The sequence below is a fragment of the Flavobacterium sp. B167r genome (assembly GCF_056824315.1).
This window is the reverse complement of record NZ_CP124859.1, coordinates 743,225-757,559: the sequence shown is the minus strand read 5'-3', so window position 1 is coordinate 757,559 and position 14,335 is coordinate 743,225. Positions and strand designations below refer to the sequence as shown.

Annotated in this window: 13 protein-coding genes; 4 read left to right on the top strand and 9 right to left on the bottom strand. The window is 33.6% G+C overall.

Going from position 1 to position 14,335, the window contains the following annotated elements; all coding sequences use genetic code 11:
• Positions 1 to 77 precede the first annotated feature (77 nt).
• The 8 genes from QLQ96_RS03645 to QLQ96_RS03610 form a co-directional block, all read right to left on the bottom strand.
• Entirely contained in the window at positions 78 to 824 is a 747-nt protein-coding gene (locus QLQ96_RS03645) for a tetratricopeptide repeat protein (protein WP_482494755.1), read from the bottom strand.
• Positions 825 to 914: 90 nt separating this feature from the next.
• On the bottom strand, positions 915 to 2,663 hold the full coding sequence (locus QLQ96_RS03640; protein WP_482494753.1) for a BatD family protein: 1,749 nt from the start codon (positions 2,661 to 2,663) through the stop codon (positions 915 to 917).
• Between the two features lie 108 nt (positions 2,664 to 2,771).
• Positions 2,772 to 3,530 (bottom strand): tetratricopeptide repeat protein, encoded by a 759-nt coding sequence (locus QLQ96_RS03635; protein ID WP_482494751.1) that lies wholly within the window; start codon positions 3,528 to 3,530, stop codon positions 2,772 to 2,774.
• Positions 3,531 to 3,662: 132 nt separating this feature from the next.
• Positions 3,663 to 4,697 carry a vWA domain-containing protein gene (locus QLQ96_RS03630; protein WP_482494749.1) on the bottom strand — a complete coding sequence of 345 codons (1,035 nt, stop codon included), beginning with the start codon at positions 4,695 to 4,697 and terminating at the stop codon, positions 3,663 to 3,665.
• Between the two features lie 79 nt (positions 4,698 to 4,776).
• Positions 4,777 to 5,778, bottom strand: a complete 1,002-nt coding sequence (locus QLQ96_RS03625) for a vWA domain-containing protein (protein ID WP_482494748.1) — start codon at positions 5,776 to 5,778, stop codon at positions 4,777 to 4,779.
• Positions 5,778 to 7,415 carry a hypothetical protein gene (locus tag QLQ96_RS03620; protein ID WP_482494746.1) on the bottom strand — a complete coding sequence of 546 codons (1,638 nt, stop codon included), beginning with the start codon at positions 7,413 to 7,415 and terminating at the stop codon, positions 5,778 to 5,780. Before QLQ96_RS03620 ends, QLQ96_RS03625 begins: the two co-directional genes overlap by 1 nt.
• 117 nt (positions 7,416 to 7,532) lie before the next feature.
• On the bottom strand, positions 7,533 to 8,396 hold the full coding sequence (locus QLQ96_RS03615) for a DUF58 domain-containing protein (protein ID WP_379696545.1): 864 nt from the start codon (positions 8,394 to 8,396) through the stop codon (positions 7,533 to 7,535).
• Between the two features lie 78 nt (positions 8,397 to 8,474).
• A complete protein-coding gene (locus QLQ96_RS03610) occupies positions 8,475 to 9,479 on the bottom strand; it encodes an AAA family ATPase (RefSeq protein ID WP_482494744.1) in 1,005 nt (334 codons plus the stop codon).
• A gap of 212 nt (positions 9,480 to 9,691) precedes the next feature.
• Between QLQ96_RS03610 and QLQ96_RS03605 the strand changes: the two genes are divergently transcribed.
• The 4 genes from QLQ96_RS03605 to QLQ96_RS03590 all read left to right on the top strand — a co-directional run bounded on the left by QLQ96_RS03605 (position 9,692) and on the right by QLQ96_RS03590 (position 13,384).
• Complete coding sequence (locus QLQ96_RS03605) at positions 9,692 to 10,567, top strand: aldo/keto reductase (RefSeq protein ID WP_482494743.1); 876 nt, start codon at positions 9,692 to 9,694, stop codon at positions 10,565 to 10,567.
• A gap of 18 nt (positions 10,568 to 10,585) precedes the next feature.
• Positions 10,586 to 11,092, top strand: coding sequence for a GNAT family N-acetyltransferase (locus QLQ96_RS03600; protein WP_482494741.1), 507 nt, complete (start codon positions 10,586 to 10,588; stop codon positions 11,090 to 11,092).
• 228 nt (positions 11,093 to 11,320) lie between these two features.
• Positions 11,321 to 12,076, top strand: a complete 756-nt coding sequence (locus QLQ96_RS03595; RefSeq protein WP_482494739.1) for an SDR family NAD(P)-dependent oxidoreductase — start codon at positions 11,321 to 11,323, stop codon at positions 12,074 to 12,076.
• Between the two features lie 162 nt (positions 12,077 to 12,238).
• A complete protein-coding gene (locus QLQ96_RS03590; protein ID WP_482494737.1) occupies positions 12,239 to 13,384 on the top strand; it encodes a DUF5929 domain-containing protein in 1,146 nt (381 codons plus the stop codon).
• 127 nt (positions 13,385 to 13,511) lie between these two features.
• On the opposite strand, the gene QLQ96_RS03585 is transcribed toward QLQ96_RS03590, so the two are convergent.
• Entirely contained in the window at positions 13,512 to 14,255 is a 744-nt protein-coding gene (locus tag QLQ96_RS03585) for a DUF3298 and DUF4163 domain-containing protein (RefSeq protein WP_482494736.1), read from the bottom strand.
• Positions 14,256 to 14,335 lie beyond the last annotated feature (80 nt).

Here is a 14,335-nt window from a genome sequence, read left to right as displayed (position 1 = left end):
TTCTAAAAAATAAAAAATCCCAAATTCCAATCTTGTTTTGGAATTTGGGATTTTTAAATTTAAATATTTCTAAGATTTTATTTCACCTCTTTAATTGTTGAAGAGTCAATCCAACCTTGAGTTCCATCTGTCAATTCAATTTTTTTCCAGCCAGCAACACTTTCCAATACATAAACTTTTGCTCCTTCGTGCAATAAAATAATTCCATTTGAAGAATTTTTAGGTTCATGTCTAACTTGGCTTAATTCAGAAAAAACAATGGCAACTCGGTCGTTTTCAAAATGATTTTTTTCAGAGATTCCTGCTGAAATGCTTAAAGCAAAAGCTACCAAAATGATAAACATTCCGACAAAATAAATTCTTTTTGCCAGTGTAGCATTTGAAAAATAATACCCAATAAAACTCAATAAAAATACAAAACCAAGTGCAACAGAGATTTTAGCCCAAGTATTATAATCAAAAACAGAAGTGAAGTTCTGAATCAGTTTGGCAAAACCTACTTTTGGAACTTCTTTGATTTCATCAATAGTCAGTTTTTTGGCAAATTTTAAATTGTTTAAAGTCTCTGGATCGTTTGGCTTTAGAACCAAAGCTTTTTCATAATTATAAATCGAAGGTGCAACTTGATTTAGTTTGTAATAACAGTTCCCCAAATTAAAATACACTTCAGCAGAATGTAATTTGTCTTCTGTGATGATGTTTTCATAAACCTGCGCTGCTTCTTTATATTGACCCTTTTGGTACAACGCATTAGCCGATTCAAAACGCCCTTGCGCAAAGAAAACCTGCGAGATTAATAAAAAGAGATATAGTATGTTTTTCATTTTTCTTTTATAATAAGATTCTCAACTTTGCGAACTCAAATTCGACTCAATCTAAATCAATTTTCTTAGCGAACTTTGCGGTAAAAAAAATTAAACAATCTGTTTTTCCAATTCAGAAATAATCAAAACAGCTTTATCATAATCCTGCTGAATTGAAGCGCTTGATGCCGGTGCATAACGTGCAAATTCGCAGTTTTCAGTAAGAGCAATAAAATTCTGAACCGTTTCTGGATTTGCATTTCTAGACAACAGCAATTCTCTAATATTGTCTTTACTCATTTCTGAAGTTTCGATATGCAGTTTTGCTTTCAAGAAATTATGCATTGCTTTTTCAAGTGCGATATAGAAAGGCTCTTTGTTGTTAAGATGTTTCTTCGCTTGCGACAAATATTTCTTAGCCAGCTTATTGTTCATTCTAATTCTATTTCCAGTAACATCACTATCCATAGCCTCTTTTTTCTTTCTAGCTAAAATGATAATCGGAATAATAATAAACGGCGCGAATAACAATCCTAAATACAAACTAGAATCGTAAAAATCATTTTTAGCAATTGCAATCAATGCTGTTCTGGATTTTATGTTTTTGAAATGATCCGCTGTTGCCATAGCATTTTTAGAAGCCGATGCGCTTGGATTTGCTTCTGCAGGCGTTGGTCCGTCCAAAACATCGACCATAATTTCTTTCGAAGTGATGGTTTTATAAGTGCCAGTGCTCAAATCGAAATACGAAAACTGCATTGGTTTTATCGCATATTTTCCACGGTATTGCGGCACAATAGTGTATTTGTCTGTAATTCTTCCAAACATTCCGCTTAACGAAGTCGTTACTTGTTCGTCGTGAACAGGATCGTACATTTCTAGTGCATTTGGTACAACTGGTTTTGGAAGTGTAAATAACTTCATATTCCCAGTTCCTTGCGCACTAACGATTAAGTCAAGACCTTCACCATTTTTAAGTGTTGTTTTTGATGGAGTCACAGTAAAATTCAATTTTCCGACAGCACCAGTAAATCCTTCTGGTTTTGTGCTTTCAGGAAGCGGTCTTACATTGATTGTTTTGGCTCCGGCAGAAACTATTTTGTTGTCTTCTGTAATAATCATTTGACCAAACATATCACGACGATTTGTTGGCAATTGCACGCCAATATCTAGTGAAAGAGGTTCAATAGTAAGTTTTCCAGATTTTTGCGGATATAAAATGGTCTTTTTCAAGATTACATAATAACATCTTTGGCCTTGGAAATTTCCTTCTTCAATCTCAAGTTTTTTAATTTCAATGTTCTGATTCCAGAAATCATTGTATTTAGGTTTTGCAATTTCCTTGAAGCCAGTTACTCCAATATTGTTAAAATACAATTTATAAACGGCTGTAATCGGTTCGTTTAAGTACGGATTTGTCTTTGAAATTTCGGCAACAAGAGTTAGTAGTTCATTTCCAGATCCTGGAGGTCTGTCGTTTGGATCTCTTTCTTGAGCCACGGCATTGGTTACAGTAACCTTTATCGGGTTTGTTTTGTAAACCTGACCATTGAATTCTATTGCCGCTTGTTTAATTGTGACAGCACCTTTTCTCTCAGGTTGTAAAATATAAGAATATATTTTTTGAAAGGAGCTTCGTCCGTTTATCCAAGACTGACTAATCTGCTGGCTTGGGCCTGCAACCATTTTAAATCCTTCAAAAGCAGGCTGTTCGAAATTATCTCCATCGACATTCATGATGAAATCTATACGAAGTCTTTCGTTTAGTCCAAGTGTGTTTTTGCTGACTCTGGCTTCAAATTGCACTTGAGCCATAAGTCCTTGAAAAGTGAGTAGAAATAGAATTAAATATCTTTTCATTACTTGTTTAATCGTTGTTTTTAATGTGTAATCGTTTAACCGTTAATTTGTTTAATTGTATTGTTTGGATCAAATAAACAAATTAACGGTTAAACGATTAACCAAATTTTACCAGTCTTTTTCTGTTTTCTTAGGATTAGTTTTTACTTTCTGAGCGTTTACTTTGTCCTGAATTTTCTTTTCTTCATTGTTTACCGCATCTAGCAAATTCTGAACACGCTCTTTTGATATTCCTCCAGGTTGTGGTTTTGGCTCTCCTTGATTGTCAGATTTGTCATCTTTCTTCGGATCGTTTTTACCATCTTTTTTGTCTTTATCCTGGTCGCCTTTATCGTCTTTTTTATCCTTGTCTTTATCTTTATCCTTGTCCTTGTTTTTGTCTTTATTTTTATCCTTGTCTTTGTCCTTGTTTTTATCTTTATTCTGATCGTTTTTAGGAGGATTCTCTTTTAGTTTTTGCTTCGCGTAAGCATAATTATAACGCGTTTCATCGTCGGTTGGATCGTTACGAAGTGCTTGTTTGTAAGCTTCAACCGCCTGCGTATAATCTTTCTCTTTCATGAAAACGTTCCCGAGATTATGATAAGCTTTGTGTTTTTCAGGTCTTGTTTTGGCATTTTTTATTGCTTTCGCGTAAGCAAATTTAGCTTCCGAAACCTGATTTTGCCTATAAATGGTATTACCTAAATTATAAGGTGCTGTTGATCGTTTCGTAAATTTAGATTCCGAAATTCTATAGTTTGCCTCAGCATCAACAAATTTATTCTGTTTATATTCTTCATTTCCAGCTGGCAACGCTTTATCTTTTTCTTGTGCAGAAACTGCAAAAGAAACGGTCAGTAAAATATAAAGGATTAAATTTTTCATTCTAATTTTGTTTTTTGTTTGCCACGAATTTCACCAATTGGCACTAATTAATTTGGTTCTTATTATTTGAATTTCACAAAACTTTGCAATTTGTTTTCGTGTAAATTCGAGCAATTAGTGGCTAACTTTTTTTTATTTCTTTTCATTAAATAAATCCAACTCTTTGATCCAGTTTGTTTTTCTTTCCAACAAGAAAATGTCTAGGAAAAGCAATAAAAATGCAAACCCGATAAACCATTGAAACTGCGATTGAAATTCGGCCATTTGTGTAGCTTCAAATTCTGTTTTCTGAATATTGTTTAAAGCATTTTTTACATATTCTAAAACTTCTTTTGTGCTTCCGCCGTAAACATAACCACCTTTTGTCGCTTTTGCAATAGTTTTTAAACCTTCTTGATTTAATTTGGTAATTACTGTTTCTCCGTTTTGGTCTTTTTGGTATCCTTTAAGAACGCCATTTTCTTTTAACGGAATTGTTCCTCCTTTTTCTGTTCCAACACCAATGGTAATGATTTTCATTCCTAATTTATTGGCTTCTTCTGCCGCAGCCGACGCACCTTCAGAATGATCTTCACCATCAGAAATTAGGATTAATAATTTGCTGGTTTTGCTTTTTTCATCAAAATAAGTCGAAGATAATTTAATCGCTTCGTCTAAAGATGTTCCTTGTGACGAAACCATTCCTGGACTCATACTTTGCAAGAACATTTTTGCAACACTGTAATCCGATGTAATTGGTAAAACTGGAAATGCGCTTCCTGCATACGCTACGATTCCGATTCTATCGCTTCCTAATTGATTGATGATTTGCGAAACCAATTGCTTGCTTTTATCCAAACGGCTAGGAACAACATCCTCAGCAAGCATACTTTTAGAGACGTCAACAGCAAAAACAATATCAATACCTTCTCGTTTTACGGTCTCCATTTTGGTTCCAATCTTCGGATTTACCAAACCAATAATCAAACAAGTTAGCGCCAAAAGAATCACGACAATTTTTAAAACTGGTTTAAAAACCGATTTTTCGGGGCTCAATCTTTTTACCATTTCCAAATCACCAAATTCGCGCTGCGTTCTTCTTTTCCAATACATATTGAAAAGAAAAATACACACCACAATCGGGATAAGCAATAAGAGATATAAATATTTTTTTTCGTCTAATTCCATTTTTTAATTCTAGTTTTCAGTCTCAATTTTCAGTCTCAGTTACAGCTGTTAACTGTAAACCGTGACTGCGACTAAAATATTAAATAAAGCTTCTGTAAACCGTATTTCTTAATCCAACTTCAAGCAATAACATTAAACCTGCAAATAAGACAAAAAACCTATATTTTTCGTCGTAATCGTAGAATTTTAATTCTTCAATTTCGGTTGTTTCCAGTTTATTGATTGATTTGTATATTTCTGCTAATTTATCTGTGCTTGTTGCTCTAAAATAAGTTCCATCCGTTTTTTTGGCGATGCTTCTCATTAGCTTTTCATCTATTTCAACCTTCTGCATTTTGAATAAAAATCCGCCATTTGGAGCATATGCGTATGGAGATTCAGCCATTCCGTTAGATCCAAGACCAATCGTGTATACTTTAATTCCGTATTGTTTTGCGATATCAGAGGCCGTTTCTGGTTCAATAAAACCAGCATTGTTAACACCATCCGTTAGCAGAATGATAACGCGGCTTTTTGCTTTACTATCTTTTAAACGATTTACAGCAGTTGCCAATCCCATTCCGATTCCGGTTCCGTCTTGTAAAACTGTATCGTATTTAATTCCTTTTATTGCTTCAAGTATTATGGCTTTGTCACTTGTAACTGGTGTTTTTGTGTAAGCTTCAGAAGCGTACAAAACCAATCCGATTCTATCGTTTGGTCTTTCTTCAACGAAATCTGCTGCCACTCTTTTTAAAGCTTCCATACGGTTTGGCTTTAAATCTTTTGCCAACATAGATCCAGAAACGTCAATTGCCATTACAATATCAATTCCTTTTGTTGTTTTAGTCTGATTGCTGATGTCTACAGTTCTTGGTCTTGCTAAAGCGATAATTAACGCGCTTAATGCTAAGATTCTAAAAACATATAAGCAAGGTTTTAATTTTGTAAGCAATGATTCGCTGTTCTGAAAACCTGCTGTCGAACTCATTTTTAAAGTAGCCGACTGCTGGTTGCGTTTCCAGAAAAACCAAATTACTGCAATCGGAATTAATAGAAACAACCAAAGAAATTCTGGATTTAAAAAAGTGATCTTGCTCATTAGTTGCCTGCTCTTTGAAGTTCAACAGAATTTAATATTCGGGTCGTGATTTCATTTGCATACGTATCGCCTTCTTCGTGTAAAATCAAAATTTGCTGTAAACCTTGATCTTGCTTAAAGAGTAATAACTCGTAATATGCTTTTGTACTCGTTTTAGTTGCAGGATTAAGAACAGTCATTGTTCCGTAACCTTTTACTCCCTGAATACCTTCGTTAGTTTGAAAATCTTCTTGTTTTACAATAATATTTTGTCCGCCTTGAGCCTCAATAATTTTTATAGTGCCTTCTAAGGTTTTATTTAAATCAATATCGGTTGGCTGTTTAAATTTAGATGTTGAAACGGTTACATAAAAATTGTCAATCATGCTTCCGTATGCGAAAAGCTGCATTTCTTTAATAAGTGCCATTGCTTCTTTTGGAAGTGTTTTTTGAGCGTCCATTCTTTTTAAAACCTTTGGAGTTTCAATGATAACAGCAGGACTTCCGTAAGCGCTTTTTACCCATTCGCCCTCTAATAATTCTTTTGACGGATGACCAATTAAATTATCTTTTACATAATTGAAACCTTTTGTCACCACAAAATAAGTTGTAGTTGCAGTTAATAAAAATACTACGGCTGCAACTGCGTAACCAATTCTAGCATTTCGTTTTTTACGAAGCTGTGCCTGAATTTGTTTTTGTCTCTGAGCTTCATTCAATAACTGATCTTCTATGTCTTCTGGAACTTCAGTCGGAATCGCATTATCAAGAGTCAAAATTACTTTCTGAATTTTATTTCTATCATCCGTAATTTCAAAATCAAGCGGTTTCGATTTCGCAAATTTCACCAAATCGGCCTGACGTAAAACACGCTCTAAATTTTCAACCGTTTCTGGTGTCAGCGTCATTTTCTTTTTGGTAGAAGCGTCTCTAATTGCTGTAATTAACTCAGAAGTTGTACTTTCCATTGCTGGAATGTGAATTGCTTCTTCGATATAATTTCTCGCAATATCTGTTAATTCACTATAATATTCTTTGATTTCTCCTTTTTGAACAAGTTCTTTAGACTCTAGACTATTAAGTAAACTAGTTGCTTTTTCGATAGGTGTTTTATAAACTTCTTCTTCGATTTTTTTCAGCTGGCGTTTTTTAACATACCAATAAACGAAAGCGCCGATTCCTAAAATTGCTAAAATTATTAAAGTATAAATCCACCAATTTCCCATTCCTTCATCAACAGAAGAAATATCTTTAATGTCATACATTTTCTGTTGTAAAGTATCCACTTTTACAGCAGCGACTTCAACTTTAATTGAATCAGTGTAGAAAGGCTTTTTATCGATTAAAATCTTAATGCTCGGAATTGTATAACGTCCAGAATCAAACTGCGTTAAACCATATTTTTTGATAAGTTCGTAATTAGTGGCATCTTTCTTAACCGTATCAATTGGATAAGACTGAATAACTTCTAACGGACCTATATTTTTAAGTTTAGGAAATTCAACCTTTGCTGTTGAAGACACAACTGTTTTAAGCGTCAGTTTGAACTCAGCACCAATTTTGTTTTTGGTCGTATCAATACTTGTTTCTACTTGTTTCTGTTGCGCAAAAACCATAGTAGAAAAAAGCAATAAAAATATATAAAGTTTAAATTTCATTTGATTTGGATTTCAGATTTTAGTCTAAAATGATTGCTTAATGGCATTAATTTATCAGAATTTAAATTCTCAATTTTAAAAAATCTAAAATCTAAAATCTGCAATCTAAAATTATATTTACCTCGATTTGAAATAGCCTAATAGTTTAGTAACGTAATTTTCGTCAACTCTGGTATTGACAATTCCTGCTCCAGATTTACGGAAAGTATCTTTAAAGTAATTCAGCTTTTCTTGATAATGTTTCTCGTAGTTCATTCGAACAGCTTTTGAACCAGTATCAACCAATTGAATTTTTCCTGTTTCGGCATCAAGCATATGAACCATTCCTAAATTTGGAATTTTCTCTTCGCGAATGTCGTACACGCGAACACCTGTAATGTCATGTTTTTTAGAAGCAATTTTTAAAGTATGCTCATAAGAATCAGACATAAAATCGGAAATCATAAAAATGATGGCTTTCTTTTTCTGAGTTCCAGATAAAAACTTCAAAGCTTGCGCAATGTCTGTTTTCTGGCTTTTTGGTTCAAATTCGATCAATTCACGAATGATGCGAAGCACGTGCGAACGTCCTTTTTTTGGCGGAATATATAATTCTACAGTATCAGAAAATAATATTAAACCAATTTTGTCATTATTCTGTGTAGCCGAAAAAGCCATAGTTGCCGCAATTTCGGTTACGATGTCTTTCTTGAATTGATTTTTAGACCCAAAAGATTCCGAACCCGAAATGTCGACCATTAAAACCATGGTCAATTCGCGTTCTTCTTCAAATACTTTAACATGAGCTTCGTTATAGCGTGCGGTTACATTCCAATCGATGTTACGAATATCATCTCCGTATTGGTATTGACGCACCTCGCTAAACGTCATTCCTCGTCCTTTAAATGAAGAGTGGTATTCTCCCGAAAAGATATGATTACTCAATCTTTTGGTCTTGATTTCTATTTTCCGTACTTTTTTTAAAAGCTCTTTTGTATCCATTTCTTTAGTTTTCAGTCGCAGTTTTCAGTCGCAGTTAATCGTAATGTGTTTACTGTGACTGAAAACTGAAAACTATTTTTAAGGTACCTCAATCTCGTTAACGATTTTGTTGATAATGTCTACAGAAGTAATGTTTTCTGCTTCTGCTTCGTAAGTGATTCCAACTCTGTGACGTAATACATCGTGAACAACTGCACGAACGTCTTCTGGAATTACGTAACCGCGACGTTTGATGAAAGCATAACATTTAGCAGCATTAGCCAAGTTGATACTTCCACGAGGAGAAGCTCCAAAACTGATAAGCGGTTTTAAATCGGCTAATTTGTATTTTTCTGGGTAACGTGTAGCGAAAATAATATCAAGAATATATTTCTCGATTTTTTCATCCATATAAACTTCACGAACAGCTTCCTGAGCACGTAAAATCTGATCTACAGAAACTACAGGATTTACTTTTTCGTAAGTTCCTTTTAAATTTTGACGAATTACAAAACGCTCTTCGTCAATTTTTGGATAATCAATAACGGTTTTCAACATAAAACGGTCAACTTGCGCTTCAGGAAGTTGGTACGTTCCTTCTTGCTCAACTGGGTTTTGTGTTGCTAATACTAAAAACGGACGATCTAATTTGAAAGTAGTGTCGCCAATAGTAACTTGTTTCTCCTGCATAGCCTCTAATAACGCTGACTGAACCTTTGCAGGCGCACGGTTAATCTCATCCGCAAGTACGAAATTGGCGAAAACTGGTCCCTTTTTTATAGAGAATTCGTTTGCTTTAATATTGTAAATCATGGTTCCGACAACATCGGCAGGTAATAAATCGGGTGTAAACTGGATACGGCTGAAAGATCCTTGAACCGCTTGAGAAAGCGTGTTGATGGCTAAAGTTTTTGCCAGACCAGGAACTCCTTCCAATAAAATATGCCCTTGTCCAAGTAATCCGATCAATAGACGCTCGACCATATGTTTCTGACCCACAATAACTTTGTTCATTTCCATCGTAAGAAGGTCTATAAAAGCACTTTCTCTCTCAATTTTTTCATTTATCGCTCTAATGTCTAAAGTCGTTGTATTTTCTTCCATATAAATATTTTTAAAACCTTGATTTTTACGCCTAATTTTTGAGAGTGCAAATTGAATATTTTTTGAGAAGTAAGATGTTAAAGAATGGTTAAAACTTCGACCAAAGACCTAATTTTAAGGACTAATTGTGAATCTATTTTTATATTTTTAAGAACTTTGATGATTATGTTTTATGAAAGCATAATTATTACCAAAAATAACGCATAACTATTATGAGCAAAACAGTCTTATCGCCTATAATTTCGGGCACTATGAATTGGGGAGTTTGGGATAAAAACCTTACAACCAAAGAAATGGAAAACATGATACAGGTAAGTATCGAAAACAAAATTACGACTTTTGATCACGCGGATATTTACGGTTCGTATACGACCGAAGCCGATTTTGGAAAAGCCTTTCACGCCAGTAAAATTGATCGTGAAAAATTACAATTAATTACCAAGTGCGGAATTCAGATGATTGCTGATAAACGCCCTGAAAACAAAATCAAACATTATGATTATTCTAAAGACTACATTCTTAAGTCGGTAGAAACTTCTTTGAAGAATTTGAAAACAGATTATGTAGATGTTTTTTTACTTCACAGACCAAGTCCGCTAATGCAGGCTGATGAAATTGCAGAAGCAGTTGAAAAATTAAAAGCAGAAGGAAAAATTATTGATTTTGGACTTTCGAATTTTACAAGTTCCCAAACAGAATTAATTCGTCAGAAAACAGAAATTAGTTATAATCAAGTGCAGTTTTCTGCAACGCATTACGACGCAATGCTAGACGGAAGTTTAGATTACATGCAAACAAACGGAATTCGTCCTTTATCATGGAATCCGCTTGGAACTGTTTTTAGAGAAGATACGAAACAAACTCGCCGTTTGAAAAAACTGTTTTCTACTTTATTAGAAAAATATCATTTAGGTGCAGATACACTTTTATTGGCTTGGATTTTAAAACATCCGGCAAAAATAATTCCGATTGCTGGAACAGTAAATATTGCCAGAATTCAATCTTTAGCAAAAGCAATTGAGTTAGAAATGGATAAAGAAGATTGGTTTGCAATTTGGACAGAAAGTATGGGTGACGATGTGCCTTAATTTTTACTGTTCTAAAAAATGATACACTTAGAAAATTTTGAGAAAAAAGATTATTCTGAATTGATCGATTCTGTCAAAAATGCAAAAGATTTAATGCAATTTGGCGGGCCAGAATTTACTTTTCCGTTAACAAAGGATCAAATAGATAAAACACTTTCTGATGAAAATAGAATTGCTTTTAGAGTTGCTAATACTTCTAATGGTAATACGATTGGGCATTGCGAAATTTATTTTAACAATGATTCTGCAAAATTAGGTCGAATCTTGATTATGGATGAAAACCAAAGAGGAAAAGGAATTGGCGAGCAGATGGTGGCTCTATTGTTGCAATATATTTTTGAAAACAGGAAAGAAAGAAATATTGAGTTGAATGTTTTCGACTTTAATGTCGGAGCTCAAAAGTGTTATGAAAAAGTTGGATTTACTTTAAATCCCGATAAAAAATACATGAGAGAAGTAGATGGAGAAACTTGGACAGCGCTCAATATGGTGTTGAATTTGGAGGAATGGAGAAATAAGAATTAAAAATATTTTGCCACAGATTACAAGATTTTCACAGATTTAAAATCATTTTAATCCTTTAATCTGTGGCAAAAAAATATAAACACATAGAAACATAGATTTTTGATGTTTTTTAAAAAGAGATTTTTTAGCGTTTCACTTTCACATAGCTATTTGAATTGATTTAAAATGAAATGCCTTTTTTAGATAAAGTTGAACTATGTTTCTATGTGTTAAAACAAAATATTTACAATGAAAAAAACAGTTTTAATTACTGGTGCTACAAGCGGAATTGGAAAAGCAACCGCTCAGATTTTAGCAAAAAATAATTATAAAGTGGTGCTTTGCGGAAGACGTTTAGACCGTTTAGAAGAACTTCAAAAAGAACTTTCTGCTTTTACAGAAGTGCATTCTTTGGCATTTGATGTTCGTGATAAAGAAGATGTGCTGCAGAAAATAGGTTCTTTACCAAATGATTTTGCTACAATCGACGTTTTGATAAATAATGCAGGAAATGCTCACGGTTTAGATCCGATTCAAAATGGTGATTTAGACGATTGGGATGCGATGATTGATATTAATGTGAAAGGACTTTTATACGTTTCAAAAGCAATAATTCCGCAGATGGTTGAAAGACAATCTGGGCATATCATCAATATTGGTTCGACTGCTTCGAAAGAAGTTTATCCGAACGGAAATGTGTATTGCGGTTCTAAACACGCGGTTGACGCTATCACTGCAGGAATGCGAATTGACTTGAATCCTTTTGGAATTAGAGTTGGCGGAATTCATCCAGGAATGGTTGCAACAGAATTCAGCGAAGTTCGTTTTAAAGGCGATGCCGAAAGAGCGGCAAATGTCTACAAAGGATTTGATCCGCTTCAGGCTGAAGATATTGCTGATATTATTCATTTTGTGGTTTCAAGACCTTATCATGTCAATATTGCTGATTTGGTAGTTATGAGTACGGCACAGGCGTCTTCAACTATTGTGAAGAAAAATATTTAAAAATAGATGCTTAGACTTCTTAGAAAGTTAGATCATTAGATTATCTTAGGAATCTGAAAATCATAAATCTAAGAAGTCTAAATTCTAAGAAGTATTTAGTCGCGGAGTTGATATTCTAAGTAAGTCTAAAAATCTAGTTTTTCTAAGTAAGTCTAAAAGCAAATGATTAATAAGCGCCTTTTAATTAAAAATCTCCTCGCTCATAATGACGAAAGCAGTTTTTATGATAAAAAAAGGCAATTGAATCTTCATTCGCGCGAAGGAAAAGGCAAGTTTCTAAAACACATTTGCGCATTATCCAATTCTAACCCAAATAATAATTCTTATATCGTGGTTGGAGTCGAAGATCAAGACAATGAAATTGTTGGAGATGATTTCTTTGATGATAGTAGAATTCAGAATCTGGTGAATGCATTTTTAGAAAATCCTCCAAAAATTCAATACGAAAATGTCCCTTTTCCCAATCTTCCAAAAGATAAAGTAATCGGATTGGTTACCATTAAACCTAAAAGTAAAATTTCTTATTTTAAAAAAGGAATTCACACTATACTTGCCAATAGTATTTTCATAAGGCGCGGCAGTAATTCAATTCCGCTCGAAGAGTATGAGGAAGTTGAAAAAAACAATCAAAACACCGAAACGGTAATCGGAATCGAAAATAGTTCTCGAAACAGCATTCAGTATACTTTAGACGGCGTTATCGATTTTATGAATTTCAGGCATAAAGATATGTCACCGAAATATTATGTTTTCAAAGAATTGTTTGTAATCTGTTGGGCGGGAGTTCCAAAAACAAATAGAGAAAAAACTTTTCTTTCTCGAGTTGATATAGAATTGATTAACGAACAGATTAAGCTTTTTTATTCGGCGCAAGATGTGGTTACAATCGAATATAATGATGACACTTTTACCATTACAGAATATGTTCCGTTGGGACTAAATGACAAAACGAGTTATTACCCTTTAGAAGAACAAACCATTCATTTTTTCGATAACGGTTATTATAAAATTGACCGTCAGATGCTTTTTCAGCCGCCAGAATTCAACAGAAAGATGTTGTATCATATCTACAACTCGAATATGGCTTTATTGGCAAAACTTCAAAAAGAAATCGCCTTGTCTGAACGCGAAATGAAGGATCTAGAAAATCTGCCTTCAACTTTCATGATTTGCTACTTAAACGGTTTTGAAGATGCCAGACAAAAACTAATTGATGCAAAAATGCTTCTTAAACCGTATAAAAATATTTATTCTTCGTTTAAAGAAGCGCTGAGGGTTTTGCGTAAAATGAAGTATGATGTGCAATAAAGATTCTAAGATTCTAAGGTTCTAAGATGCTGAGTTTTTTTATAGTTGCAAAGGTTCAGAGTTACAAAGTTACAAAGGTTTTTTTCTGTAGCCGAGATGTTCCTATGGAATATCAATTAATATGTTTTTATTGAAAATTCAAATATTTCTTTACTTCTTCGTATGGAAATAACAATTCTTTTGGGCCGTCTGCGTAGGATGCGGCTTCATATGAATTGTAATATAAAAGCAAACCTGCAGAAGTATAAAAAATGTTTTGAGGCAGTTGAAATTTATCGTTTTCAAACATTAAACCTGTCGCGTTGATATTGGCTGTTTCTGGAATTTTATACTTTGCTCTGAAAGTTTTTTCGGCGAAAGCCTTAAATTCGTTTTCGTTTTTAAATAACTGATTGTTGAAAATCGTTTTTCCAGTTTTTTTATTGAATAGTAACGAGCGATAGCCTTGATAACCATGAGCTCCTCCAGTAAAAGTGTAATGGTTAATTTTAAGGTTTAAAATCTGGTCAGATTCAAATTCGACATTTCCGATTATTTTAGCTTCCCAGCCAAAGGTGTCATTCGGGAATTTTTGATGCATTTCTTCGTATGAAGCAATAAAAGATTTTGCTAATGATTTGTAATCATCAACTTTTACCGAATCTTCTTCAAAAAAAACAATCTCTTTAATAACAGCAAAAACTTTTTTATTGATGCTGTCTGATATTACTTTAATATTTTTAGCAATTGGAACTTCTATTGTAATTTTAGGGCAATCATTTTTGCACTGGACAGCAGATTTCTCTTCAAACATTTCACTTTCAAATGAAAGCTCTTTTTTGCAACTTGTAAAAATCAAACACAAAAAGATTGTAAATATGTAATTTTTCATATCAAAAAGTGTTAATTATCTACAAAGATAAGCAGTTGTATCCCGATAAAATAAATTAAGCGGTAAATTTGTAAAACAAT